General features: G+C 73.3%; 24 protein-coding genes. 17 read left to right on the forward strand and 7 right to left on the reverse strand.

The genetic code is table 11. The annotated features are described in order from the left end of the window. Window positions 1–50 precede the first annotated feature (50 nt). Window positions 51–1061 (forward strand): glycine betaine ABC transporter substrate-binding protein, encoded by a 1011-nt coding sequence (locus tag CHB94_RS06550; RefSeq protein WP_089335768.1) that lies wholly within the window; start codon window positions 51–53, stop codon window positions 1059–1061. Window positions 1062–1076: 15 nt separating this feature from the next. Here the strand turns inward: CHB94_RS06550 and CHB94_RS06555 are convergent, their stop codons facing one another. Beyond that, on the reverse strand, window positions 1077–1718 hold the full coding sequence (locus tag CHB94_RS06555; RefSeq protein WP_089335828.1) for a DUF1684 domain-containing protein: 642 nt from the start codon (window positions 1716–1718) through the stop codon (window positions 1077–1079). Between the two features lie 92 nt (window positions 1719–1810). Here CHB94_RS06555 and CHB94_RS06560 point away from each other — a divergent pair, with 92 nt between their 5' ends. Then, a complete protein-coding gene (locus tag CHB94_RS06560; protein ID WP_141137438.1) occupies window positions 1811–3358 on the forward strand; it encodes a DUF6779 domain-containing protein in 1548 nt (515 codons plus the stop codon). Window positions 3359–3418: 60 nt separating this feature from the next. On the opposite strand, the gene CHB94_RS06565 is transcribed toward CHB94_RS06560, so the two are convergent. Beyond that, a complete protein-coding gene (locus tag CHB94_RS06565; RefSeq protein ID WP_089335829.1) occupies window positions 3419–4159 on the reverse strand; it encodes an SDR family oxidoreductase in 741 nt (246 codons plus the stop codon). A gap of 299 nt (window positions 4160–4458) precedes the next feature. On the opposite strand from CHB94_RS06565, the gene CHB94_RS06570 reads away from it, so the two are divergent. The 7 genes from CHB94_RS06570 (at window position 4459) to CHB94_RS06600 (ending at window position 12686) form a co-directional block, all read left to right on the forward strand. Further along, the gene (locus CHB94_RS06570) at window positions 4459–5418 is read left to right on the forward strand and encodes a Rossmann-like and DUF2520 domain-containing protein (RefSeq protein ID WP_089335770.1); all 960 of its coding nucleotides are present in this window, start codon (window positions 4459–4461) and stop codon (window positions 5416–5418) included. Window positions 5419–5470: 52 nt separating this feature from the next. Continuing rightward, window positions 5471–6331 (forward strand): pantoate--beta-alanine ligase, encoded by an 861-nt coding sequence (gene panC, locus CHB94_RS06575; protein WP_254920444.1) that lies wholly within the window; start codon window positions 5471–5473, stop codon window positions 6329–6331. Window positions 6332–6339: 8 nt separating this feature from the next. After that, window positions 6340–6747: an aspartate 1-decarboxylase gene (gene panD, locus CHB94_RS06580; RefSeq protein WP_303395980.1), complete on the forward strand. Its 408-nt coding sequence runs from the start codon at window positions 6340–6342 to the stop codon at window positions 6745–6747. 32 nt (window positions 6748–6779) lie between these two features. Then, complete coding sequence (locus CHB94_RS06585; RefSeq protein WP_089335773.1) at window positions 6780–7589, forward strand: type III pantothenate kinase; 810 nt, start codon at window positions 6780–6782, stop codon at window positions 7587–7589. A 124-nt stretch (window positions 7590–7713) separates the two neighbouring features. Further along, window positions 7714–9249: a lysine--tRNA ligase gene (gene lysS, locus CHB94_RS06590; RefSeq protein WP_254920445.1), complete on the forward strand. Its 1536-nt coding sequence runs from the start codon at window positions 7714–7716 to the stop codon at window positions 9247–9249. Window positions 9250–9401: 152 nt separating this feature from the next. After that, window positions 9402–9746 carry a histone-like nucleoid-structuring protein Lsr2 gene (locus tag CHB94_RS06595; RefSeq protein WP_089335775.1) on the forward strand — a complete coding sequence of 115 codons (345 nt, stop codon included), beginning with the start codon at window positions 9402–9404 and terminating at the stop codon, window positions 9744–9746. A 405-nt stretch (window positions 9747–10151) separates the two neighbouring features. Then, a complete protein-coding gene (locus CHB94_RS06600; RefSeq protein WP_089335776.1) occupies window positions 10152–12686 on the forward strand; it encodes an ATP-dependent Clp protease ATP-binding subunit in 2535 nt (844 codons plus the stop codon). A gap of 103 nt (window positions 12687–12789) precedes the next feature. Here the strand turns inward: CHB94_RS06600 and CHB94_RS06605 are convergent, their stop codons facing one another. Further along, on the reverse strand, window positions 12790–13689 hold the full coding sequence (locus CHB94_RS06605; protein WP_089335777.1) for an iron-sulfur binding domain-containing protein: 900 nt from the start codon (window positions 13687–13689) through the stop codon (window positions 12790–12792). A gap of 77 nt (window positions 13690–13766) precedes the next feature. Between CHB94_RS06605 and CHB94_RS06610 the strand changes: the two genes are divergently transcribed. Then, on the forward strand, window positions 13767–14438 hold the full coding sequence (locus CHB94_RS06610) for a MucR family transcriptional regulator (RefSeq protein WP_089335778.1): 672 nt from the start codon (window positions 13767–13769) through the stop codon (window positions 14436–14438). 59 nt (window positions 14439–14497) lie between these two features. Here the strand turns inward: CHB94_RS06610 and disA are convergent, their stop codons facing one another. The 3 genes from disA to CHB94_RS06625 all read right to left on the reverse strand — a co-directional run bounded on the left by disA (window position 14498) and on the right by CHB94_RS06625 (window position 17839). After that, a complete protein-coding gene (gene disA, locus CHB94_RS06615; RefSeq protein WP_089335779.1) occupies window positions 14498–15583 on the reverse strand; it encodes a DNA integrity scanning diadenylate cyclase DisA in 1086 nt (361 codons plus the stop codon). A gap of 119 nt (window positions 15584–15702) precedes the next feature. Next, entirely contained in the window at window positions 15703–17070 is a 1368-nt protein-coding gene (radA, locus tag CHB94_RS06620) for a DNA repair protein RadA (RefSeq protein ID WP_089335780.1), read from the reverse strand. Window positions 17071–17125: 55 nt separating this feature from the next. Then, on the reverse strand, window positions 17126–17839 hold the full coding sequence (locus tag CHB94_RS06625) for a copper chaperone PCu(A)C domain-containing protein (RefSeq protein ID WP_141137439.1): 714 nt from the start codon (window positions 17837–17839) through the stop codon (window positions 17126–17128). A 179-nt stretch (window positions 17840–18018) separates the two neighbouring features. Between CHB94_RS06625 and CHB94_RS06630 the strand changes: the two genes are divergently transcribed. Next, complete coding sequence (locus tag CHB94_RS06630; RefSeq protein ID WP_176445443.1) at window positions 18019–18648, forward strand: RNA polymerase sigma factor; 630 nt, start codon at window positions 18019–18021, stop codon at window positions 18646–18648. Then, complete coding sequence (locus CHB94_RS06635) at window positions 18645–19634, forward strand: hypothetical protein (RefSeq protein WP_089335783.1); 990 nt, start codon at window positions 18645–18647, stop codon at window positions 19632–19634. The genes CHB94_RS06630 and CHB94_RS06635 overlap by 4 nt, the downstream gene beginning before the upstream one ends. A gap of 37 nt (window positions 19635–19671) precedes the next feature. Here CHB94_RS06635 and CHB94_RS06640 read toward each other — a convergent pair whose 3' ends face one another. Further along, window positions 19672–20442, reverse strand: coding sequence for a UbiA family prenyltransferase (locus CHB94_RS06640; RefSeq protein ID WP_254920446.1), 771 nt, complete (start codon window positions 20440–20442; stop codon window positions 19672–19674). A 208-nt stretch (window positions 20443–20650) separates the two neighbouring features. Here CHB94_RS06640 and CHB94_RS06645 point away from each other — a divergent pair, with 208 nt between their 5' ends. From CHB94_RS06645 to rlmB, 5 genes are all read left to right on the forward strand, one after another. Then, complete coding sequence (locus CHB94_RS06645) at window positions 20651–21133, forward strand: CarD family transcriptional regulator (protein ID WP_026857724.1); 483 nt, start codon at window positions 20651–20653, stop codon at window positions 21131–21133. A 62-nt stretch (window positions 21134–21195) separates the two neighbouring features. After that, on the forward strand, window positions 21196–21858 hold the full coding sequence (gene ispD, locus CHB94_RS06650) for a 2-C-methyl-D-erythritol 4-phosphate cytidylyltransferase (RefSeq protein WP_089335784.1): 663 nt from the start codon (window positions 21196–21198) through the stop codon (window positions 21856–21858). Beyond that, window positions 21855–22334: a 2-C-methyl-D-erythritol 2,4-cyclodiphosphate synthase gene (gene ispF / locus CHB94_RS06655; RefSeq protein WP_089335785.1), complete on the forward strand. Its 480-nt coding sequence runs from the start codon at window positions 21855–21857 to the stop codon at window positions 22332–22334. Before ispD ends, ispF begins: the two co-directional genes overlap by 4 nt. Window positions 22335–22465: 131 nt before the next feature. Continuing rightward, window positions 22466–23869: a cysteine--tRNA ligase gene (gene cysS / locus CHB94_RS06660; RefSeq protein WP_089335786.1), complete on the forward strand. Its 1404-nt coding sequence runs from the start codon at window positions 22466–22468 to the stop codon at window positions 23867–23869. Continuing rightward, complete coding sequence (gene rlmB, locus CHB94_RS06665) at window positions 23851–24861, forward strand: 23S rRNA (guanosine(2251)-2'-O)-methyltransferase RlmB (RefSeq protein WP_254920447.1); 1011 nt, start codon at window positions 23851–23853, stop codon at window positions 24859–24861. The genes cysS and rlmB overlap by 19 nt, the downstream gene beginning before the upstream one ends. Window positions 24862–24890 lie beyond the last annotated feature (29 nt).

Raw genomic sequence — 24890 nt, forward strand, 5'->3', positions numbered from 1 at the left:
GACACGCGTGGCTGCGACAGGGCGGTCACGGGACACAGAAGGCGGGCAGCATGCGCACGCGTATCCGGGTCGTTGCTCCTCTCGCGCTGGCGGTGGCCCTCACCGCCGGCTGCGGGGAGTCCGGGTCCTCCGGCAGCGGGAGCGGCAGCGGCGGGGGAGGGAACGCCTCCGGCGAGGCCTGCGCCCCGGTCGAGGGCGACCAGCTCGTCGTCCTCGAGGACGACCAGAACCTGCAGAACGCCGACAACGTCATCCCGGCCGTCACCACGGCCACGGCGCAGGCCAACCCCGCCCTGCTCCCGGCGCTCGACGCGGTCTCCGAGGCGATGACCACCGAGGAACTGATCGAGCTCAACGCCGCGGTGGACCTCCAGCGCGAGAGCGTCGAGGACGTCGCCGCCGCCTGGGTGGAGGAGAGTGGCGTGACGGAGGGCCTCGAGGAGGGAAGCGGCACCATCGCCGTGGGTGGGGCCAACTTCACCGAGTCCACGATCCTCGCCAACATCTACGCCGAAGTGCTGCGCGCCGCCGGCTTCGACGCCTCCGCCCGCGAGGTGGGCAACCGCGACCTCTACCTCTCGGCGCTCGTCGAGGGCACCGAGATCCAGGTCGTGCCCGAGTACCTGGCCACCGTCACCGAGGCGCTCAACACCCGCGTCAACGGGGCCAACCCCGAGCCGGTCGCCAGTGGCGACGTGCAGGAGACCCTCGCCGCGCTGGAACCGCTGGCCGCGGAGGTCGGCCTGACCTTCGGGGAGCCGTCCGAGGCGGCCGACCAGAACGCGTTCGCGGTGACCCAGGCGTTCGCCGACGAGCTCGGCGTCCGCACGCTCTCCGAGCTCGCCGAGGCGTGCGGCGACGGCTCACTCGTCCTCGGTGGACCGACCGAGTGCCCGACCCGGCCCTTCTGCCAGCCCGGTCTCGAGGAGACCTACGGGCTGCAGTTCGACAGCTTCCGCGAGCTCGACGCCGGCGGGCCGCTGACCAAGGCCGCACTCCAGCAGGGCGAGATCTCCCTCGGGCTGGTCTTCAGCTCCGACGCGGCCCTCGCCGAGCAGTAGGCCCCGTCCGGAGGCTCATCCCGAGCCTGCGAGGGGTGAGGGGGACGGGGTCCTTTCCCAGCCGCCGGGGGGCAGCAGCTCCCCGGCGGCGACCGGTGCCGCGGTCCGGTTGCCCTCCGGCGCCAGCGGACACGACCAGCGCGGGTCGTAGGTGCAGGAGGGGTGGTAGGCGAAGTTCAGGTCGACGACCAAGCGCTCGTCGTCCCCGCCGAGGTCGGCGCCCTTGACGGTGTCGAGGAGATAGCGGCCGCCGCCGTAGGTGGACGTCCCGGCGCTGCCGTCGCGGAGCGGCAGGAAGAGCCCGCCGCCGTAGCTCCCCAGCCACCACAGATCCAGCCGGCCGATCCCCTCGAGCTCGACGGCGCCGATCCGGTCGAACGGCACGACGCCGTCGGTGGCGGTCGGCACCTCGAGCCGCTGGGACTCCGCCGGGAGTGCCACCACCTCGAACCGGAGCGCCGGGTCGTAGGCGGCGTAGGGCAGCCCCCGGAAGTCCGCCCGGGCGGACCGGTCCAGGGGGGAGTCCGGATGGCCGGCGAACAGCTCGTCGCGGCCGTCCCGCCAGGTCCGCCAGCCGGTCTCCGGGTCGGCCGCGGCCCGCACGGCCGCATACAGCGCGGCCACCTGGCGGCGCCAGCCGAGCAGGCTCAGGGTCACGTCCCCCACTCTCGCAGCCGGCGCCGGCGACAGCTCGGTCACAACGCCGTTTCCCTGCGTAGCGCGGCTCGGTCCGCCGTTACGCTGGGGCCATGCCACTGCGCGAGGACGAGGTCGCTCCTCGTAGCGTCGTGCTGGATCAGCGGACCCTGGTCCAGGTCGGCGGCTTCGCGCTCGCCATCGCCGCGACCCTCGCGGTGTTCCTGACCGACGATCCGCAGTTCCTGCGCCTGGCCGTCGTCGGTGTCGCCTGGGCCTTCGTCCTCGCCACCTTCGCCGCCGGCCGCCGGTCCACCGACCGCGTGGCCGCCCGGGCGCGCGAGGCCGAGCTCCGGCAGGCCTACGAGTTCGAGCTGGAGCGGGAGGTCGCCGCCCGCCGCGAGTACGAGCTGGAGCTCGAGACCGAGCTGCGCCGCGAGGCCGAGGAGGCCATGCGCGCCGAGCTCGACGCGCTGCGGGCGGACCTCGCCGGCGCGAGCGGGCTGCGCGACGAGCTCGCGCGGCTCGCCGACCTGCGTTCCGACATCGGGACGCTCTCCTCCCTGCGGGACGAGGTGGCGCAGGTCGCCGCGCTCCGCGACGACGTCGCCGCGCTCACCTCGCTGCGCCAGGAGCTCGGGCAGCTCGCGGAGTTGCGTGCCGACATGGGCAGGCTGCGGGCCGAGCTCACCGAGCAGCTGTCCAGCGAGATGCTCGTCGAGCGCATCGTCATGCGCACGCAGGCCAGCCGGCTGACGTCCGAAGCGAACGACGCTCCCGGCCGGACGCTGGACGCCGCCCGGCGCTGGGCCGACGACGTTCCTCCGCGGGAACTGACCGGCGGGTGGCCGGCCGTGCGGCTCGACGAGCCGCGTGAGACCCGGCAGTTCGACCAGGTGCGAGTGGAGCGTGCCGCCGCGCGACCGCCGGTGCCGCCGGCCTCGCCGGTGGCGTCGCCCCGACCCCCGTTCCAGCCCTCGCCCGAGCCGTCGTGGCGGCCGAGCTGGGAGTCCGGGTCCGCCCCGTTGCGCCGGGAGACGCCCGCGACCGCCGCACGGGAGAGCCTCTCGACGCCGCCGGCGGACACGCCCGCGACCGCCTCGTGGGAGTCGGCGACGGCGGACGTCGACACCGCCGGGCAGCAGGCCCACGGTGCGGCCGAGCCGGTGCCGCGGACTGCGGCATTCGTCCTCGCACCGCCGTCGGACCGCTCGCGCGGCGGCGCGCCGCCGGCGAACAGCCCGGTCGCAGCACCACCGGTCGTGCCGACCCCGGCACCGGAACCTCCGCCCTCGCCGCTGGAGTGGCTGGCCGCGCGTTCGCTGATCGACGCCGAGCCGACATCGTTCCGTCCGGAGGTCCCGCCGCGCCGTCGGCGCGGCGACGAGGCGTCGGCGGATCCGGCCGCGGCCCCCACCACCCAGCGCCCCGCCGTGTCGCCGCACCCGCCCATCCGCATCGGCGACCGCGGGAGTCATCGGGTCGCCGTCCGGGAGGACGACCAGGCCGAGCGGTCCGGCCCGCCCGCGCGGGAGAAGCGGTTGGCCGACATCCTGGCGGAGAACGGCGTCAGCCCGGCGACCGGCGGCCGCCGGAGGCGGCGCTACCGGGACGACGACGAGGCCGACGACGTCCTCGCCCGGGTGCTCGGGAACGACTGAAAAGGACCTCCTTGCCCCCCACCGCTCGCAGGCTCGCGGCGGGCCCCTGCAAGGAGGCCATCAGCGGCCGCGCGAGAGCCGTCCACCGTCGAGCACCAGCGTCTGACCGGTGACCCAGGCGGCGCCGTCGCCCAGCAGGTAGGCGGCTGCCTCGCCGACGTCCTCGGGCGTCCCCAGCCGGCCGACCGGGTACTCCGCGGCCACCTCGGCCTCCCGGCCCTCGTAGAGCGCCTCGGCGAACCGGGTCTTCACCACGGCGGGGGCCACGGCGTTCACCCGGACCGTGGGCCCGAGCTCGACGGCCAGTTGGGTGGTCAGGTTGATCATCGCGGCCTTGCTGACGCCGTAGGCGCCGATGTTCTCCGAGGACCGCAGCCCGGCGACCGAGGCGACGAACAGGATCGAGCCGCCGTGCTCGGCCATCCAGGCCTGCCACGCCTCCTGGACGAGTCCGAGCGAGGACACCACGTTGGTGTCGAGGATCTTGCGGAAGGCGTCCAGGTCCAGGTCGACCATCGGCCCGTAGACCGGGTTCACGCCGACGTTGCCGACCAGCATGTCGAGGCTGCCGAAGGCGTCGACCGCGGTGCGTACCGCTTCGGCCCGGTGGGCGGCGTCCCCGGCGTGGCCGGCGACCGCGACGGCGACGTCCGGGCCGCCGAGCTGTGCCACCGCCTCGGCCAGCGCGTCGGGCTTGCGGGCGGTGACCACCACGCGTGCCCCCCGGTCGACCAGGCTCTGCGCGATCGCCAGGCCGATACCCCGGCTGCCACCGGTGACCAGTGCGGTCCGTCCGTCCATCGTGCCCACGCTGTTCTCCCTCGGTCGGTTCTCCGGTCGCTCACGCTAGGGCTGCGGCGATGCCACCCGTACGGGTACCCCGTGGTCACAGGTGAGCCAGGACACATCGCCCAGGCATTGCGGGCCGCGCGAAGCGGTCACACACTCGCCTTCGGCGATCAACGCGCGCGACACATCCGGTTGCAGCGGGACGACGCCACCGGCAGGACCGCACCACCGCAGGACCCCGGCGACCCATGACGGCGTGGGCCGCCACCGACGTCCGGTACCCGCGAGGGACTGGAACGAGAGGTGCACAGATGCCTGCTCACCGCAGGACCTTCCGTGTTGCCGGGTTGGACCCGGCGGCCACCGCTCCCGCTCGCCTGCGCGTGGGCGTCATCGGCGCGGGACGTGTCGGCGCGGTCCTGGGCGCCGCGCTCGCCGCCGCCGGCCACGACGTGGTCGCCGCCGCGGGCCTGTCCGCGGCATCCGCCGAGCGCGCGGCACGCCTGCTGCCCGGTGTCCCGCTCGTTCCCGCCGACGAGGTGGTCGCCGCCTCCGATCTGGTCGTGCTGGCCGTTCCCGACGACACGCTTCCCGGTCTCGTCGCCGGTCTGGCCGAGACCGGCGCCTGGCGAGCCGGCCAATTGACCTTTCACACGTCCGGCGCACACGGCCTGGACGTCCTCGCCCCCGCCGAGCGGGCGGGTGTCCTCCCGCTGGCGCTGCACCCGGCGATGACCTTCTCCGGCGCTCCCGAGGACGCCGACCGGCTGACGGGTGCACCCTTCGGCGTGACCAGCCGCGAGGGTCACCGGGCCGTCGCCGAGACGCTCGTCCTGGAGATGGGCGGCGAGCCGTTCTTCGTGGCCGAGGACGACCGGCGGCTCTACCACGCCGCCCTGGTCACCGGCGCCAACCACCTGGTCACCCTCGTCGCCGAGGCCGCCGATCTGCTGCGGACCGCGGGGATCGGCGATCCGGACCGCGTCCTGGCTCCCCTGCTGACCGCGGCCCTGGACAACGGCCTGCGCCGCGGGGACCGCGGCCTCACGGGCCCGGTGAGCCGGGGAGACGCCGGCACGGTCCGCGACCACCTGGAGACCCTCACCGAACGAGCACCCGCGTCGGTCGCGGCCTACGTCGCCATGGCGCAGCGGACCACCGAGCGGGCGCTGGCCTCCGGTCGGCTCAAGCGGCACGAGGGTGCGCCGCTGCTGGACCTCCTCGCCGGCCACGTCCCGGGTTCCCTCGCGAGCGAGCGAGCGGAGGGCTGACCGTGGTCCTTCTGCCGGCGGGCTCACGATGACCGGGACGCCGAGCCCGGCCGTGTCTGCGTCCCGCCCCGCCGCCCCGGCGATCGTCGAGACCGTCGTCGACCTGCGGCGCGTGCGCGACGGGCTCCCCGGGCCGGTCGCGCTGGTCCCGACCATGGGCGCGCTGCACGAGGGGCACCGCACGCTGGTCCGCGCGGCTCGGGAACGGGCGGCCACCGTCGTCGTCTCGGTCTTCGTGAACCCGACCCAGTTCGGGCCCGGCGAGGACTTCGACCGATATCCGCGCACCTGGGACGCCGACCTCGCGGCGCTGGCGGACGAGGGCGCGGATGTGGTGTTCCACCCACCCGTGGACGAGGTCTACCCGCCGGGTGCGGCGGGGGTGACCGTCGACCCGGGTCCCCTCGGCTCGGTGCTGGAGGGCGCGATCCGCCCCGGTCACTTCGCCGGCGTGCTCACCGTCGTCGCCAAGCTGTTCGGCCTCGTGCGGCCCGACCTGGCGGTCTTCGGCGAGAAGGACTACCAGCAGCTCACCCTCATCCGCGCCATGGCGCGGGAGCTGGCGCTGGGTGTGGACGTCGTCGGCGTACCGACCGTCCGCGAGGACGACGGACTGGCGCTCTCCAGCCGCAACCGCTACCTCTCGCCGGAGCAGCGGTCGGCCGCCGTCACGATCTCGGCGGCACTGCGCTCGGGCGCCGCCGCCGGTCCGGAGGGCGCGACCGCCGTCCTGACCGCGGCCCGGACGGTGCTCGATGCCGAGCCGGCGCTGGTCCAGGACTACCTCGCACTCACCGATCCCGCGCTCGGGCCGGCACCGGCAGCCGGCCCGGCCCGCCTGCTGGTCGCTGCCCGCGCCGGCACCACTCGACTCCTCGACAACATCGCCGTGACCCTGGGAGACCCTCGATGATGCGCACGATGCTCAAGTCCAAGATCCACCGTGCGACGGTCACCCAGGCCGACCTGCACTACGTGGGCTCGGTGACCATCGACGAGGACCTCCTCGACGCCGCCGACCTGCTCCCCGGCGAGCAGGTCGCGATCGTCGACGTCACCAACGGCGCCCGGCTGGAGACCTACGTCATCCCGGGGGAGCGGGGCAGCGGGGTCATCGGCATCAACGGTGCCGCGGCCCACCTCGTGCACCCGGGCGACCTCGTGATCCTGATCAGCTACGGCGTCATGGACGAGACCGAGGCGAAGAGCTACCTCCCGCGGGTCGTCCACGTCGACGCTGCCAACCGCATCGTCGAGCTGGGTGGCGACCCGGCCGCGCCGTCTCCGGGCGTGCAGGGTCAGCGGCGCGGCGACGTCGTGGAACGGTGATCCCTCTCCCTGCGTCGCCGGCGGGCTGAGCCGTGCTGCTCACCGTCGACGTCGGCAACACCCAGACCGTCCTCGCGACCTTCGACGGCGAGGAGCGGGTGGGGTGCTGGCGGGTCACCACGTCGCCGCGGGCCACCGCCGACGAACTGCAGATGCTCTGGCGCGGCCTGCTGCGGGACACCGAGGTCACCGGTGTCGCCGCGTGCTCGACCGTCCCCGCGCTCCTGCCGGCGCTGCGTCAGCTCCTGGACTCCCTCGAGGTTCCCGTCGTCCTCATCGGGCCCGGCGTGCGCACCGGCGTCCCATTGCACGTGGACAACCCGCGCGAGGTCGGCGCCGACCGTGTGGTCACGGCCCTGGCCGCGCACGAGCTGTTCGGTCGCTGGCCCGACGGACGCGGCCGGCCGGTCGTCGTCGTCGACTTCGGGACGTCGACCAACGTCGACGCCGTCGGCCCGGACGGGCAGTTCCTGGGCGGTGCGCTGGCGCCCGGCGTGGAGGTCAGCCTGGAGGCGCTGGCCACGCGCGCGGCCCAGCTGCGCTCGGTGGAGCTGACCGTGCCGCCCCAGGCCATCGGCAAGAACACGGTGGCGGCACTGCAGTCGGGCCTGGTCCTCGGCTTCGCCGGGCTGGTCGACGGGCTGGTGGGCCGGATCGCGGCCGAGATCGTCGCCCAGTTCGGTGCGGCACCGGTCGTCGTCGCCACCGGCGGACTGGCTCCGCTCGTGGTCGACAGCTGCCGCTCCATCGGCGAGCGGGAGCCCGACCTGACCGTGCACGGACTGCGCCTGGCCTTCGAGCGCCAGCAGGCCGCCGGCTCCCCGCCCGGCCGTCGGCCGTAGTTCCCCGCCCCGGCCGCCGAACCGTCCCCCGTAGGCTCTCATTTGCCCGAGCGAGCGTGCGAGCTCGGCCATGAACACAGCAGTGCTCGCGAACGCGATCGACGAGCGCCAGCGAGGAGTAAGCGTGAGTGAAGGTCCGAACGACCCTGGCAACGGCTCCGGCAACGGAGATGACTCCGGGGGTGAAGAGCTCCCGGAGCAGATGCGCGTCCGTCGGGCGAAGCTGGACCGCCTGCGGGACAGCGGCATCGACCCCTATCCGGTGACCGTCGCGCGGACCACGACGCTGGCGGGCGTCCGCGCCGCCCACCCCGACCTGCCCCCGGACACGATGACGGGGGAGACCGTCGGCATCACCGGCCGGGTCATCTTCTTCCGCAACACCGGCAAGCTGTGCTTCGCGACCCTGCGTGAAGGCGATGCCGAGCTGCAGGTGATGCTCTCCCGCGACCGCGTGGGCGAGGAGGCGCTGGCGGCCTGGAAGGCCGACGTCGACCTCGGTGACCACGTCCTGGTCACCGGCGAGGTCGGGACGTCGCGCCGGGGCGAGCTCTCGGTCTTCGCCGACTCCTGGCAGCTGACGTCGAAGGCGCTGCGACCGTTGCCAGTGGCGCACAAGCCGATGAGCGAGGAACTCCGCGTCCGCCGTCGCTACGTCGACCTCATCGTCCGGGACGAGGCCCGCCGCACGGTGCGCCAGCGGGCCACCGTCATGTCGACCCTGCGGGCCGAGCTCTCCTCCCGTGGATTCCTCGAGGTCGAGACGCCGATGTTGCAGACGCTGCACGGCGGGGCCGCCGCCAGGCCGTTCCGGACCCACATGAACGCGTTCGACATGGATCTCTACCTGCGTATCGCCCCGGAGCTGTTCCTCAAGCGGTGCATCGTCGGCGGGCTGGACCGGGTCTTCGAGATCAACCGGAACTTCCGCAACGAGGGCGCGGACAGCTCGCACTCCCCGGAATTCGCGATGCTGGAGCTTTACCAGGCCTATGCGGACTACCGGGTGATGGCGACCCTCACCCGGGAGCTGATCCAGGAGAGCTGCCGGGCATTGTTCGGCGACCATGTCGCCCGTCACCACGACGGCACGGAGGTCGACCTGTCGGGGGAGTGGCCGCAGGTTCCGCTCTACTCCGCCGTGTCCGAAGCGGTCGGCGAGGCGGTCACCCCCGAGACGCCGGTCGAGAAGCTGCGGGCGATCGCCGAACGGCACGATGTCGGCGTCGACCCCGCCTGGCTGCCGGGAAAGGTGGTCGAGGAGCTGTTCGAGGCATTGGTGCAGCACACCCTGCAGGCGCCGACGTTCGTCGTCGACTACCCGCTGGACACCTCGCCGCTGACCCGGGCCCACCGCTCGCAGCCGGGGCTGGCCGAGAAGTGGGACCTCTACATCGGCGGGGTGGAGCGAGCCACCGCCTACTCCGAACTGGTCGACCCGGTCGTCCAGCGGGAACGGTTCACTGCGCAGGCAGCGCTGGCCGCGGCCGGTGACCCGGAGGCCATGGTGCTCGACGAGGACTTTCTCGAGGCACTCGAGTACGGCATGCCTCCCACCGGCGGGATGGGCATGGGCATGGATCGACTGATGATGACTCTCACCGGACTCGGAATCCGCGAGACAATCCTCTTTCCCCTGGTCAGGCCCATTCCTTCGTAGCGCTGATGAACTGATCGGGTTCGTTTCACCACTTGGAGTTGCCATCCGGCGAGATTGGCGGAATGGGCTCCGGGCGTGGTGCAATAGTCCTGTCGCCCTGGACGGGCGCAATTCCGACCGGCTCATCGCCGTTGCGAGAAGTGAGGAACACAATGGCCCGCAAGGTTCAGGTCATCCTGAGCGACGACCTCGACGAGAACCTGTCTGCCGACGAGACGGTGAGCTTTGCCCTCGACGGCACCTCGTACGAGATCGACCTGGCGGAGAAGAACGCCAAGGAACTGCGTGAGGCTTTCTCGCGCTATGTCGCCGCCGCCCGCAAGGTGGGCCGGGGCAACCGCGCCTCCGGTGGCGGTCGTTCCCGTGCGACCGGTGGGCGGATGGACCGCGAGCAGGCCGGTGCCATCCGCGACTGGGCCCGCAAGAACGGTCACGCGGTCAGCGACCGCGGTCGTATTCCTGCCAGCGTCGTCGAGGCCTACGAGGCCGCGCACTAAGGCCTCGTCCGGAGGCTCGGCCCGAGCCTGCGAGGGGCGAGAGGGACGAGGCCCTTCTCCTGTGACGTCCGCGCGTGTCACGTGCGTCGGCCCGCCCGGTTCCCCGTCGGGGGAGCCGGGCCGTCGTCGTCCCGGAGCGGGGACGGTCGGATCCGCTGCGGCACGGCCGGCCCTCGCCGCCGTCCGGGGCGTCCGCTGACGGCGTAACCAGGCAGGAAATCCTGGGGCGCCGGCGCTGGTTGGACCAGGCAGCCACCCACCGCCCCCGTCTTCCACGACGGGACGGCGTGGTCCGCGACTACAGTGGAATGACCGGTGCCCCCAGCGCCGACGGATGTCGGGTGCTCCTCCCCCACGACAGGGGAAGGACAGTGCCGGACCAGCCGGTCGAAGGAGAAGCAGCAGATGTTCGAACGGTTCACCGACCGAGCCCGCCGCGTTGTTGTCCTGGCCCAAGAAGAGGCCCGGATGCTCAACCACAACTACATCGGCACCGAGCACATCCTCCTGGGCCTGATCCACGAGGGTGAAGGCGTCGCTGCCAAGGCGCTGGAGTCCCTGGGCATCTCGCTCGAGGGCGTCCGCCAGCAGGTCGAGGAGATCATCGGCCAGGGGCAGCAGGCCCCGTCCGGCCACATCCCCTTCACCCCGCGGGCGAAGAAGGTGCTGGAGCTCTCGCTGCGCGAGGCCCTGCAGCTCGGTCACAACTACATCGGCACCGAGCACATCCTGCTCGGCCTGATCCGCGAGGGCGAGGGCGTCGCCGCCCAGGTCCTGGTGAAGCTCGGCGCCGACCTCAACCGCGTCCGCCAGCAGGTCATCCAGCTGCTCTCGGGCTACCAGGGCAAGGAGCCGGCCGCGGCCGGCGGCCCCGCCGAGGGCACGCCCTCGACCTCGCTGGTCCTCGACCAGTTCGGCCGCAACCTGACCCAGGCCGCCCGTGACCAGAAGCTCGACCCGGTCATCGGGCGGGCCAAGGAGATCGAGCGGGTCATGCAGGTCCTGTCGCGGCGGACCAAGAACAACCCCGTCCTCATCGGCGAGCCCGGCGTCGGCAAGACCGCCGTCGTCGAGGGCCTCGCACAGGCGATCGTCAAGGGCGAGGTGCCCGAGACGCTGAAGGACAAGCAGCTCTACACCCTCGACCTCGGCGCGCTCGTCGCCGGTTCCCGCTACCGCGGTGACTTCGAGGAGCGGCTCAAGAAGGTCCTCAAGGAGATCCGCACCCGCGGCGACATCATCCTGTTCATCGACGAGATCCACACCCTCGTCGGGGCCGGTGCCGCCGAGGGCGCGATCGACGCCGCCAGCATCCTGAAGCCGATGCTGGCCCGCGGTGAGCTGCAGACCATCGGCGCCACCACGCTGGACGAGTACCGCAAGCACCTGGAGAAGGACGCCGCTCTCGAGCGCCGCTTCCAGCCCATCCAGGTCGGCGAGCCCACGCTCCAGCACACGATCGAGATCCTCAAGGGGCTGCGCGACCGCTACGAGGCGCACCACCGGATCAGCATCACCGACGCCGCCCTGGTGGCCGCGGCGACGCTGGCCGACCGGTACATCTCCGACCGCTTCCTCCCGGACAAGGCGATCGACCTGATCGACGAGGCCGGTGCCCGGATGCGGATCAAGCGGATGACCGCCCCGCCGGACCTGCGCGAGTTCGACGACCGGATCGCCGGCATCCGCCGCGAGAAGGAGTCGGCGATCGACGCGCAGGACTTCGAGAAGGCCGCGTCCCTCCGCGACAAGGAGAAGACGCTGCTGGCGGAGAAGGCCGAGCGCGAGAAGCAGTGGAAGGCCGGCGACATGGACGTCGTCGCCGAGGTCGACGACGAGCAGATCGCCGAGGTGCTGGCCAACTGGACCGGCATCCCCGTCTTCAAGCTCACCGAGGAGGAGACCACGCGTCTGCTCCGCATGGAGGACGAGCTCCACAAGCGGATCATCGGCCAGGAAGAGGCCATCAAGAGCGTCAGCCAGGCGATCCGGCGCACGCGTGCGGGACTCAAGGACCCGCGCCGTCCGGGTGGTTCCTTCATCTTCGCCGGCCCCTCGGGTGTCGGTAAGACGGAGCTGGCGAAGGCGCTGGCGCAGTTCCTGTTCGGTGAGGACGACGCGCTCATCCAGATCGACATGGGTGAGTTCCACGACCGCTTCACCGTGTCGCGACTGGTCGGTGCCCCTCCCGGTTACGTCGGTTACGACGAGGGTGGCCAGCTGACCGAGAAGGTGCGGCGCAAGCCGTTCTCGGTGGTCCTCTTCGACGAGATCGAGAAGGCGCACGCAGACGTGTTCAACACGCTCCTGCAGGTGCTGGAGGACGGTCGGCTCACCGATGGTCAGGGCCGGATCGTGGACTTCAAGAACACGATCCTGATCCTCACGACCAACCTCGGTACGCGGGACATCTCGAAGGCCGTCGGTCTCGGCTTCCAGGTCGGGAATGACACGCAGAGCAACTACGAGCGGATGAAGAACAAGGTCAACGAAGAGCTCAAGCAGCACTTCCGGCCGGAGTTCCTCAACCGCATCGACGACATCGTCGTGTTCCACCAGCTGACCGAGGACGAGATCATCGAGATCGTCGACCTCATGGTGTCCCGTGTGGAGACCCAGCTGGCGAACAAGGACATGGCTTTGGAGATCACCCCGGCCGCCAAGAAGCTCCTGGCGCACCGTGGCTTCGACCCCGTGCTCGGTGCCCGGCCGCTGCGCCGGACCATCCAGCGCGAGATCGAGGACGCGTTGTCGGAGAAGATCCTCTACGGCGAGCTGACCGCGGGTCAGATCATCGTGGTGGACGTCGAGGGCGAGGGTGCCGACGCGAAGTTCACCTTCCGCGGCGAGGCCAAGCCGATCGCCGTGCCCGACACTCCGCCGGTGGCCCTCTCGGGGGCCGAGGGCGAGGAGGACGGCCCGGCTGGCCAGACCGAGTAGAAGGACCCCTGCCCCCACCGCTCGCAGGCTCGCGGTGGGACCCCGCAGGGGGCCCGACGACAGGGGCCGCTCCCACCGACAGGTGGGGCGGCCCCTTCGCGCGTCAGGTGGGGAGGCGGAACAGGCCGTCCCCGGTCTGCTCGACGAGGCCGTCGGTGAGCAGGGAGTCCAGGCAGCGGCTGCGCTGGACGGCGTCCTCCCAGGCGGGCTCCAGTGCCGTGGCATCCACCGGTCCCTGCGCGGCACGGAGGACGTCGAGCAGGCGGCCGCGCACCTGACGGTCGGTGCCTGCGAACCTCTGCACCCGTCTGGGCGGCCCGTCGTGCGGCGGGCACCCGGCCAGCCGCCAGGCGCACCGGTCGCGGACCGGGCACACCCCGCAGCGAGGGGTCCCGGCCACGCACACCAGCGCCCCCAGTTCCATCGCCGCCACCGAGAACCGGGTCGCCCGCCGGACGTCGGGCGGCGTGAGCGCCGCGATGTCGGTGAGGTCGGCGGCGCGGGCGTTCCCCGCCTCCGCCCGGCCGTGCACGAGGCGGGCCACCACCCTCCGGACGTTGGTGTCGACCACCGGCTGTGGCTGCCCGTAGCCGAAGCAGGCCACCGCGCGGGCCGTGTACGTGCCGACGCCCGGCAGCGCCTCCAGCGCCGCCACGTCGGCCGGAACGACGCCCCCGTGGCGCTCGACGACGGCCACCGCTGCCTCCCGCAGCCGCAGGGCCCGGCGCGGATAGCCCAGCTTCCCCCAGGCGCGGATGACGTCGGCCGGGGCGACGGCGGCCAGGGCTGCGGGTGTGGGCCAGCGGGCCATCCACTCCCGCCAGACCGGCTCCACCCGTGCGACCGGCGTCTGCTGCAGCATGACCTCGCTGACCAGTACCGCCCACGCGTCGACGCCGGGGCGGCGCCACGGCAGGTCACGGGCGGCGGTGGCGTACCAGTCGACGATCGCTTCGCCGGCCGCCTCGTCGGTCGCCGAGCCCGCTGTGGGGGTGCTCGTCACGGGAGAACAGTCTGCCGTCCGGCAGGAGCGGCGTGCCGAGCCGACCCGCTCCGAGCCCGCCGACTACCGTTCCCCGCGTGTGGCACCCGGTCGGCGACCTGCCCGCCCGCGTCTACTGGCGTCGGCGGCTGGTCGCGCTGACCGTGCTGCTGGCGGTCCTGGGCGGTGCGGGGTGGCTGGGTCTCGCGATGCTCGGGCAACGCGACGGCGACGACGCCGCGGCGGTCAGTGGTACGCGCCCGCTCCCGGTGCCGGCCCTGGAGCGGGTGGTCCCTTCGCTCAGCGCCGTCGCGACGCCCGACCCGCCGGCCCTGCCGACCGAGGCCGAGGTGGCCGCCCCCGCTCCCGGCCCGGTGGCCGGAGGCCCGTGCACCGACGAGATGCTGGGCCTCGAGGTGCGGACCCCGGGCAGCGCCGCCGTCGGCAGCAAGCCGACGTTCGAGCTGGCGGTCGCCAACGTCTCCGCGGTGCCCTGCGTCCGCGCCCTGGACAAGGGGCTCCAGGAGATCGTCATGTTCGACGGGGCCGGCACCCGGGTGTGGGGCAGCAACGACTGCTTCCCGGAGGCCAGCAGCGACCCGCGCACCCTCGCTCCCGGCGAGGTGGTCACGCTCCCGATCGTCTGGGGTGGCCTGACCAGCGAGCCGACCTGCACCGCGCCTCGCGGGGCGCCCCCGCCGGGGACCTACGTGCTGCGTGGCCGGCTGGACACCAAGGTGTCGTCGGACGCCTCGATCACCCTCGGCTGACGGCTCCCTTCCGGGTCCCGCCCCGAGCGTGCGAGGGGTGGGGAGAAGGGGGTCCTTTCTCAGCTGTAGCGGTCGAGGATGGAGGTCTCGGCCAGCCGCGAGAGGCCCTCACGAATGCCTCGGGCCCGCGCCTCGCCGACGCCCTCGACGGCCAGCAGGTCCTCGATGGTGGCGGCCAGCAGCTTCTGCAGGCCACCGAAGTGATCGACCAGGCGGTCGATGATGCCCGACGGCAGCCGGGGCACCCGGTTGAGCAGCCGGTAACCACGCGGGCTGACGGGGGAGTCGAGGGCGTCGGGCGATGTCGGCAGGCCGTAGCACCGGGCGACGGCGGACAGGTCGAGCAGCTCGGTCGCCGACAGCGCGCGCAGGTCGGTGAGGACCTGGTCGATCGTGCGCGGGCGGCGACCGCCGCCGGGCAGGTAGTCGCGGACGAGCAGACCGCGGTCCTCCTCCACGCCGGCCAGCATCTCGTCCAGCTGCAGGGCCAGCAGGCGGCCGTCGGTGCCGAGCTCGACGACGAAGCCCTCGATCTCGTCCGCGATGCGCCGGACCATCTCCAGGCGCTGGCTGACGCTCATCGCGTCGCGCACGGTGACGAGGTCCTCGATCTCGAGGGCGGACAACGTGCTGGCGACCTCGTCGAGGCGCAGCTTGTAGCGCTCCAGGGCGGCCAGGGCCTGGTTGGCCCGCGCCAGGATCGTCGTCGGGTGTTCCAGGGTGTACCGGCGGCCGGCGACGTACACGCTGATGATGTGCATCGACTGGCTGACCGAGATGACCGGGAACCCGGTCTGGAGGGCCACCCGCTCGGCGGTCCGGTGCCGGGTGCCCGACTCCTCGGTGGGGATGGTCGGGTCGGGCATCAGGTGGACGCCGGCCCGCACGATCCGGGTGCCGTCGTAGGAGACGATCACCGCGCCGTCCATCTTCGCGAGCTCGCGCAGCCGGGTGGCCGACAGCGCCACGTCCAGGGCGAAGCCACCCGTGCACAGCGACTCGACGACCCGGTCGTAGCCGAGCACGATGAGCGCGCCGGTACGCCCGGCCAGGATGCGCTCCAAGCCGTCGCGGAGCGCGGTCCCCGGGGCGATACGGCCGAGGAGTTCGCGCAACGCGACCTCGGGATCCACCTCGGTGGGCACGAGCGCTCCTGACGGTCGAGTGGTACGGCGACTGAGTCTACGTGCCCGGGCGCGACGGGGTGCCTCCTCGGGTCCCCCTGCTGCACCGGATCGCGGCGACCTAACGAAACCCTAGAGTGCTAGAAGAGGCGGTAGAAGGCGGTACCCAGATCGGGGACCTCGATCAGCCGCATGCCGGGGGGTGCTGCGCCGGCATCGGCGGGCACCAGGGCCACCTTGTAGCCCTGTCGCGCCGCCTCCGCCAGCCGGCGGCCGGCGCCGCCGACCCGGCGAATCTCGCCGGACAGGCCGACTTCTCCCAGGGCCACCAGGCCCTCGGGCAGGGCGCGGTCCTTGGCGGCCGACGCGATCGCCAGGGCGAGCGCGAGGTCTGCGGCCGGCTCCGCGATGCGCACGCCCCCGACCGAGGCCGCGAAGACGTCGGCCTCGGCGAGCTTCACCCCGCCCCGGCGTTCCACGACGGCATTGACCATGGCCACGCGCTGGGCGTCGAGACCGCTCACGGCTCGGCGAGGTGACCCGCCGCCGCCGGTGCCGGCCACCAGCGCCTGCACCTCGGCCAGCAGCGGGCGGCTGCCCTCCATCGTCACGGTGACGCAGCTGCCGGGGACCGGGGCCGAGCGTCGGGAGACGAACAGCGCCGACGGGTCGGGGACTCCGACCACGCCGCCGTCGCCGATCTCGAAGCAGCCGATCTCGTCGGCCGGGCCGAACCGGTTCTTCGTGGCGCGGACCAGGCGCAGCGTCGAGTGCCGCTCACCGTCGAAGGAGACGACGACGTCGACCAGGTGCTCCAGCGTGCGGGGGCCGGCGATCGCGCCGTCCTTGGTGACGTGGCCGACGAGGATCGTGGTCATGCCCCGGCTCTTGGCCACGGCGGTGAGCGCCCCGGCCACGGCGCGGACCTGGCTGGCCCCACCATCGGTGCCGTCGACCGCGGGGGAGCGGACGGTCTGGACGCTGTCGAGGATCAGCAGTGTCGGGTTCACCTGCTCGACGTGGGCGAGGACGGCCGACAGCTCGGTCTCGGCGGCCAGGTAGAGCCGCTCGTGCAGGGCGCCGATCCGCTCGGCGCGCAGCCGCACCTGGCCGGCGGACTCCTCCCCGGAGACCACCAGGGCGGGCCCGTTGCTCGCGGCGACCCGATGGGCGACCTCGAGCAGCAGGGTGGACTTGCCGACCCCGGGTTCGCCGGCGACCAGCAGGACGGCGCCGGGGACGAGCCCGCCGCCCAGGACGCGGTCGAATTCCTCGATGCCGGTGGGAACCGCGCGCGCCCCGGCCAGCTCCACCTGCGCGATCGGGCGGGCGGGCGCGGTGACCGGGCCCGCCGAGACGGCCCGCAGGGCGGCGGCGGGAGCGCCGAACTCCTGGATGCTGCCCCAGGCCTGGCACTCAGGGCAGCGGCCGACCCACTTGGCAGAGGCGTAGCCGCACTCGGTACAGCGGTGGGCGGGACGGGCGGACTTCACTCCAGCGGACGGCACGCCGCGACGCTAACCAACCAGGACGACAGTTCCCGGAAGGACCGCGGAGGCGCAGCTACTCGCCGCCGCCGTGCTCGCCCGCGGACTCGCGCTCGCGCGCCGCGTCCTCGGTGCCCTCTTCCGCTGCGCCCTCCTCGTGGTGGAAGTCGAAGGCTTCACCGCGCTCGAGGGCCTCGTCGGGGTTGGCGACGGTGACGGGGAGGGACACCTCACCGGCGTTCTCGAAGGTCAGGGTCAGCTCGATGTACTGCCCGACCGTCAGTCCCTCGTCGAGGTCGGTCAGGGTGATCGTCGCCGCATCGCCGTCGACGATGACGGTGGCGCCGGCCGGGATCTCGATCTCCTGCGACCCGGTGGTGGTCGTGGGGGCGGCGCCGGTCGTGGGGGCGGCGCCGGTCGTGGGGGCGGCGCCGGTGGCGGGGCTCGGGGTCGCGCCGGTGGTGGGCGCTGCCGTCGTGCCGCCCTCGGCGCCCTCGATCTCCACCCCGCCGATGCCCTCGCCGTCGACCTCCACCAGGGTGTCGGCCTCCTGGCCACCGTTCACGATGACCATCCGCAGCTCGGCGTCGTCACCGCTCTCGTAGGCCCCGCCGCGGGGGTGCTCGAGCTCGGCGGCGCGCACGGTGATGTCACCGACCTGCGCCATCCCGCCGGTCTTGTCGCGCTCCTGCGTGGCGGTTTGCGTGACCTGGCCGGCACTGCACGCGGACAGCACGACGGGGGACAGAAACAGTACGCCCACAGTGGCGGCGCGCAGCGCGCGATTCACAGCCGTCGACCTCCACACAGTTCCGGGCCGGCCACCGCGGAATCGGTGACACGGGCTCGTCCGGAGCCTAACGGGCAGCCCCGGAGGTCCGCCCGCAGGGAAGGGGTTCCTCCCGCGCGTCCTCCGTCGGGGGCGGAGGCTCCAGCACCTGCCCCGGCCTGCCGATGAGGAAGGAGCTGATGGGCCGAGGGAGGGAGGGCGCGATGCGGGCGGGGTTGGCGTTCGACGACGTGCTGGCCGCGGCGCAGGCCGGGGCCGCGTGGGCCTTCGAGACGCTCTACCGCGGTCTGGCCCCCACCGTCATCGCTTACCTCCGCCTGCACGGGGCGGCCGACCCGGACGACGTGGCCAGCGAGACGTTCCTCGGGGTTTTCACGGGGCTGCCCGGCTTCCGGGGCGACGAGGAGGCCCTGCGGAGCTGGGTGTTCACCATCGCCCACCGGAGGCTGATCGACGACTGGCGGCGTCGGAGCCGCCGTCCCCGGCTCGCCGACGACGCCGGCGACCTCACCCTGCTCGCGGGCGGGGACGCGGAGGACGACGCCCTGGTGCGCGTCGGCACCGACGACGTCCACCGGCTGTGCGCCGGATTGCCCGACGACCAGCGCGCGGTGCTGCTCCTGCGCGTGCTCGCCGACCTGACGGTGGAGCAGATCGCCTCGGTCATGGGGCGCTCCGTGGGCTCGGTGAAGGCGCTCCAGCGGCGTGGGCTGCGGTCCCTGCGGGAGCGCATCGAGAAGTCGTCCGAGATTGTTCCCGGCACCCGCGTACCCCTGGCAGCCCGTCCGGCGATGACGGGTGTGAGATGACCACGACAGCCGACGACTCCGCCGCCGAGGAGGCCTTCGAGGCCCTCCTCACGGGCCGGCCCGTCCCCTTCGAGGCGGCCGGGCTGGCCGCCTTCACCGAGGCGGTCCGCGCGAGCGCGACCCGGCCGGGGCGGCCCAATGCCGCCCTCGCCGAACTGCTGGCCACGGGTCTGCTCACCGACCAGTCCGAACCGTCCACGCGGACGGCCGGAACGGACGGGAGCCCGCCCGCGCGGAGGGGCGCCCGCGTCCGGAACAGGAGACGTTTCGCCATGATCTTCCCCGCCCTTCTCGCCAAGATCATCTCCGCGGGTGCGGTGGCTCAGGCCGACACCGGCGCCGGAGTCGTCGTGGTCGCCGTTACCGGTGCCGGCGTCGTCGGAGTCCTGCCGGACCCGGTGCAGGACACCGTCGCGAGCGTCGTCGAGACGGTCACGCCGTTGGACATCGAGGGCGGTGACGAGGTCGCCGGTGACGAGGTCCCCGGCGAGGACCAGACGGGCACGACCGACCCTGGGACCGTCCCGACCCCGGTGGTGGAGACCGCGCCGCCGGCGGAGCCGACCGAGGCCGAGTTCAGCGCCGAGACGTGGGCCCTGGAGGGCCCGGACGCCTACCCCTCCTTCGGTGCATGGGTGAGTGCGGGCACGCACCACGACGTGGCCAAGGCGCTGGGCGTCCGCTTCGGTGAGCTCGTCAGCTCCCGTGCGCGTGAGAAGGGCCTCGACGCCGAGGAGCTCGCAGCGGCGGGCGTGGACCTCGGCGAGCTGACCGGGGCCACGCCGACGGCGGCGCCCGAGGCCGAGCAGGAGACCACCGTCGCCACGCGGGAGACGGCGTCCGGTGAGCGCGGCAGCGGCGGCAACGGCAACGGCAACGGCAACGCCGTCGCCGGCAGCAACGGCAACGCCGGGAACGGCAAGGCCGCCGCCGGCAACGGCGCCGGCAGCAACGGCAACGGCGGCAAGGGCAACGGTCGCGACTGATCGTGGGTGGCGGCCGGCGTGACACCGGCCGCCCCCGTCAGACCGGGGCGGCGCCGCCCGCGACCAGCAGGGCCACGTCCAGGACGGTGAGGAGCATGACCGCCGGGAAGGCCAGCCGCCGGAACCGCGGCCTTCCCGCGAGGGCGGCCACGACCACGGCGGGCACCGCCAGGACGACGGCGGCCCACCCGGCGGCCGACGGCGGACCGTCGGGGCCCAGGACCAGCACGAGGGACGCGCCGCCGAGCAGCAGCGCGCCCACGGCGGCGGAGACCCGCGCGCCGAGTCGGTGCGGGAGGCCGCGGACCCCCGTGGCGTGGTCGTCCTCCAGGTCAGGGGCGACGTTGGCCAGATGGGCGGCGGCGCCGAGCGCGGCGCCCGCCGTGATCAGCCACCAGGGCGCCACCGGTGTCCCGGGCGCTGCCGCGACCACTCCGGCCGGTAGTGCGCCGAAACCGGTCACGTAGGGCACCGCCGAGGCCGCGGTGCGCTTGAGGCCGGCGTTGTAGGCCCACCCACTGGTCACCAGTGTCAGCAGGAGCACGCCCGGCACGACGCCGAGCAGGAGCGACAGGAGAACGGCGGCGGTGACGGCGACCAGTGCCGCGGACCGCAGCCGGGTGGGTGACACGGCCTGCTGGACGACGGGCTTGTCGGCCCGCGCGACGGCTCGGTCGCGGTCGGCGTCCAGCCAGTCGTTGCTCCACCCGATCGACGCCTGACCTGCGAGGACGGCGACGCAGACGAGTGCCACCCGCCCCGGTGACACCCCTGCGGCGACGGCCAGGAGGGTCGCGACGGTGGTCACTGCGGCAGTCGGACCGGCGTGCGTGGCGACGGCGAGAGCACGCACCGTTGCGGCCCGCCCGGTCGGCCGCGCAGGCACATCCACCACGCTGTGTCAACCCCTCGTCGTCACCTGTTCAGGCCGCTGACCTGCAGATTTACTGCCCGAGCCCGATTCGCTTGTCAGTTTGCCGTGGTAGTCTGGGGATAGCGAAAGGGGTCACATCCACATGGGCTTCACTGTCGGCGAGACCGTCGTCTATCCGCACCACGGTGCCGCGTTGATCGAGGCGATCGAGCAGCGGACCATCAAGGGCGTCGAGAAGGCCTACCTCGTGCTGAAGGTCGCCCAGGGCGATCTGACCGTGCGCGTGCCGGCTGACAACGCCGAGATCGTCGGCGTACGTGACGTCGTGGGCCAGGAGGGTCTGAACCGGGTCTTCGAGGTGCTGCGCGCCCCGCACACCGAGGAGCCGACCAACTGGTCGCGCCGCTACAAGGCCAACCTCGAGAAGCTGGCCTCCGGAGACGTGAACAAGGTGGCCGAGGTCGTGCGCGACCTCTGGCGCCGCGACAAGGACCGTGGCCTTTCGGCCGGCGAGAAGCGCATGCTCTCCAAGGCCCGTCAGATCCTGGTCAGCGAGCTGGCGCTCGCTGAGGGCACCAACGAGGACAAGGCCGAGGTCCTCCTCGACGAGGTCCTCGCCAGCTGAGCTCGGGCTTCCGAGCACAGCCTTCGAACGCGCTGCTCCACAGAGACACCCAGACCACTCCCGTGCACGCTGTCGGCATCGTCGCAGCGGCCGGGAGTGGTCTGCGTCTGGGGGCCGATCTGCCGAAGGCTCTCGTCCCTCTGGCCGGTCGACCACTCGTCGCCTGGTCGGTCGACGCGCTGCGCGCCGGAGGGGTGGCCGAGATCGTGGTCGCCGTCCCCGCCGAACAGCGTGCTGCCTTCGCCCGCGCGTTGTCCGCGGACGTCCGGCTGGTCGACGGGGGAGCCAGCCGGACCGCCTCGGTGCGGGCCGGGCTGGACGCTGCCACCGCCGGTGCCGACCTCGTCCTGGTGCACGACGCCGCCCGGCCGCTGACCCCGCCCGACGTCGTCCGCCGCGTGCTGGCAGCGCTGGCGGACGGCCACCCCGCGGTGGTGCCGGTCCTTCCCGTGGTCGACACCACCGTGGTCGTCGACGAACGGGGAGCAGTCATCGAGACCGTCCCGCGCGCGTCCTTGCGCCGGGTCCAGACCCCCCAGGGGTTCGACCGCGTGGCGCTCACCGCGGCCTACGCGCTCCTCGCCCCGGACGCCGACCTCACCGACGACGCCGCGGTCGTGCGCGCCGGCGGCGTCCCGGTCGTCACCGTGGACGGCGACGAGCGGGCTGCCAAGGTGACCGTGCCGCACGACCTGGCGACCGCCGAGCTGCAGGTGCGGCGGTGACCCTGCTGCCGCGGGTGGGCATCGGCACCGACGTGCACCCGATCGAGCCCGGGCGGGCCTGCCGGCTCGCCGGACTGGACTGGCCCGGTGCCGACGGCTGTGCCGGGCACTCCGACGGAGACGTCGTCGCCCACGCCCTGACCGACGCCGTTCTCTCCGCCGCCGGCCTCGGCGACATCGGTGGCCTGCTCGGCACCGATGACCCGCGGTGGGCGGGGGCCGCCGGGATCGCCGTCCTCGCGCACGTGCGCGAGGTCCTGGCCGCCGCCGGCTGGCGGATCGGCAACGCGTCGGTCCAGCTGGTGGCCACCAGCCCGAAGCTCGGTCCCCGCCGGGCGGAGGCCGAGGCCGCGCTCTCGACGGCCCTGGGCGCTCCCGTCAGCGTCGCGGCCACGACGACCGACGGCCTCGGGCTCACCGGCCGCGGCGAGGGCCGGGCCGCCGTCGCCACTGCCCTGGTCGTACGGGCCGACTGAGTCCCGCCTCCCCGCCCCCTGGTGCGTACCGCAGGCAGGTGGCCGCGGCTGTCGCCCACTCGGGGCCGACCGGGATCGACCGATCGACGGCGGGCTCCGCACCGCCGGCCGCGCTCCGTAGACTCTCCGCAGTGAGCCTCCGCCTCTACGACACGGCCGCCCGCGCGGTCCGCGACTTCACGCCGCTGCGTGCCGGTCAGGCCTCCGTCTACGTCTGCGGGCTCACGGTGCAGGGACGTCCCCACATCGGTCACGTCCGCTCGGCCCTGGCCTTCGACGTGCTGCGCAGGTGGCTGGCCGCCGGTGGTCTCGACGTGACCTACATCCGCAACGTCACCGACATCGACGACAAGATCCTGGCCAAGGGTGCGGCGAACGGCGTCCCCTGGTGGGCCTGGGCGTACGACAACGAGCGGGCCGTCACCCGCGCCTACGACGTCCTGGGTGTCCTGCCTCCCACCTACGAGCCCCGCGCGACCGGCCACATCACCGACATGGTGACGTTGATGGACCGGCTGATCGAGAGAGGCCACGCCTACGCCGCCGGGGGTGACGTCTACTTCGACGTCCGCTCGTTCCCCGAGTACGGCGCACTGACCGGGCAGAAGCTCGGGGAGATGCAGCCGGCCGCCGACACCGAGACCGACGAGCGCAAGCGGGACCCCCGCGACTTCGCCCTGTGGAAGGCGCACAAGCCGGGCGAGCCGGAGACCGCTTCCTGGCCCACCCCATGGGGTCGCGGCCGGCCGGGCTGGCACCTGGAGTGCTCAGCGATGGCGGAGCGCTACCTGGGCCCGGAGTTCGACATCCACGGCGGGGGGCTGGACCTCCGCTTCCCGCACCACGAGAACGAGCAGGCTCAGTCCCGGGCACTCGGTAACGGCTTCGCGCAGTACTGGCTGCACAACGGCTGGGTCACCCTCGGCGGCGAGAAGATGAGCAAGTCGCTGGGCAACACGGCGCTGGTCGACGAGGTCGTCCAGCGGGTGCGCCCGGTCGAGCTGCGGTACTACCTGGTCGCACCGCACTACCGGTCGGCGATCGAGTTCACCGAGGCGGCCCTCGCCGAGGCCGGGGCGGCCTACCGGCGCATCGAGTCCTTCGTCCGCCGGGCGGCGGAGCGGGTCGGCGAGGACAGTGGAGCGCGGGTGCTGTGCGCTGAGTTCAGCGCCGCGCTCGACGACGACCTCGGCACACCCGCGGCCGTCGCCGCGATCCACGAGGCCGTGCGCGAGGGCAACACCGCGCTGGCCGACGGCCACGACGCGGCCGTCGCGGGGGCCCTCGGCGCGGTGCGGACGATGCTCGGCGTTCTGGGGCTGGACCCGCTCGACCCGCAGTGGACCGCCGGCGGCAGCGACCAACGGCTGACCCAGGTGACCGACGGGCTCGTCTCACTGGCGCTGGAGCAGCGGCAGGCCGCGCGGGCCCGCAGGGACTTCGTCGCCGCCGACGCGATCCGCGACCAGCTCACCGCCCTCGGCGTCTCCGTCGAGGACACCCCCCAGGGACCCCGATGGGAGCTGACCCGCTGATGGCCGGCAACAGCCAGCGCCGAGGCCGCACGACCGGTGCGGGCAAGAAGACGGCGACCGCAGGAACCGGTGGCAAGGGCCGCCGGGCTCTGGCCGGCCGGGGCGCCACCCCGCCGGCGGAGGCGCGCCCCGGGCACCCGGCGCAGCGCCGGGCCGCCGCCGAGCAGCGGCAGCGGGCCGACCGCGCCCGGGCCCGGGCACGGGCCGAGGAGACACCGGAACTGCTGCTCGGCCGCAACCCGGTCGTGGAGGCGCTGCGGGCGAAGATCCCCGCGACGGCGCTCTACGTCGTCACCGGGGACACCCACCGCACCACCGACGAGCGGATCGCCGAGGCCCTTGCCCTCGCGGCCGACCGCGGGCTGCCGCTGCTCGAGGTCGGGAAGGCCGAGTTCGACCGCATGTCCGGAGGGGCGCTGCACCAGGGCATCGGCCTGCAGGTGCCGCCCTACGACTACGCCCACCCGGACGATCTGCTCGACCTCGCCCGCGACTCGGGCCGGCCGCCGCTGATCGTCGCGATGGACGGGGTGACCGATCCCCGCAACCTCGGCGCCGTCGTCCGTTCCGCGGCCGCCTTCGACGCGCACGGTGTCGTGGTTCCGCAGCGCCGCGCGGTCGGCATGACCGCATCGGCCTGGCGCACCAGCGCGGGCGCTGCCGCTCGCATCCCCGTCGCCCGCGCGGTCAACCTGGCGCGCGCCCTGGGCTCCTACCAGGACGCCGGGTTGCAGACCGTGGGCCTGGCCGGCGACGGGAACGTGGACGTCACTGACTACGACGGCTTCGCCGACCCCGTTGCCCTGGTGGTCGGCGCGGAGGGCACGGGGCTCTCCCGGCTGGTGCGGGAGCGCTGCGACGTCGTCGTCCGCATCCCCATCGACCGGGACACCGAGTCCCTCAACGTCAGCGTCGCCGCCGGCATTGCCCTGTTCCAGATCGCGACCCTCCGGGCCGCACCGCGGCCAGGGAGCGCTCCCCCTTCGCGTTGAGCCGTTGCGCGGCGCTCGTCGGGGACGCT

The sequence above is a fragment of the Blastococcus mobilis genome (assembly GCF_900188025.1).
In the GTDB taxonomy this organism is placed as follows: Bacteria; Actinomycetota; Actinomycetes; order Mycobacteriales; family Geodermatophilaceae; genus Blastococcus_B; species Blastococcus_B mobilis.

Bases quoted from the DNA above. Each gene is read 5' to 3' on its own strand.
- CHB94_RS06550 (WP_089335768.1), top strand. From the start codon at position 51: ATGCGCACGCGTATCCGGGTCGTTGCTCCTCTCGCGCTGGCGGTGGCC.
- CHB94_RS06560 (WP_141137438.1), top strand. From the start codon at position 1,811: ATGCCACTGCGCGAGGACGAGGTCGCTCCTCGTAGCGTCGTGCTGGAT.
- CHB94_RS06565 (WP_089335829.1), bottom strand. From the start codon at position 4,159: ATGGACGGACGGACCGCACTGGTCACCGGTGGCAGCCGGGGTATCGGC.
- CHB94_RS06570 (WP_089335770.1), top strand. From the start codon at position 4,459: ATGCCTGCTCACCGCAGGACCTTCCGTGTTGCCGGGTTGGACCCGGCG.
- panD (WP_303395980.1), top strand. From the start codon at position 6,340: ATGCTCAAGTCCAAGATCCACCGTGCGACGGTCACCCAGGCCGACCTG.
- CHB94_RS06595 (WP_089335775.1), top strand. From the start codon at position 9,402: ATGGCCCGCAAGGTTCAGGTCATCCTGAGCGACGACCTCGACGAGAAC.
- CHB94_RS06600 (WP_089335776.1), top strand. From the start codon at position 10,152: ATGTTCGAACGGTTCACCGACCGAGCCCGCCGCGTTGTTGTCCTGGCC.
- CHB94_RS06630 (WP_176445443.1), top strand. From the start codon at position 18,019: ATGGGCCGAGGGAGGGAGGGCGCGATGCGGGCGGGGTTGGCGTTCGAC.
- CHB94_RS06635 (WP_089335783.1), top strand. From the start codon at position 18,645: ATGACCACGACAGCCGACGACTCCGCCGCCGAGGAGGCCTTCGAGGCC.
- CHB94_RS06645 (WP_026857724.1), top strand. From the start codon at position 20,651: ATGGGCTTCACTGTCGGCGAGACCGTCGTCTATCCGCACCACGGTGCC.
- rlmB (WP_254920447.1), top strand. From the start codon at position 23,851: ATGGGAGCTGACCCGCTGATGGCCGGCAACAGCCAGCGCCGAGGCCGC.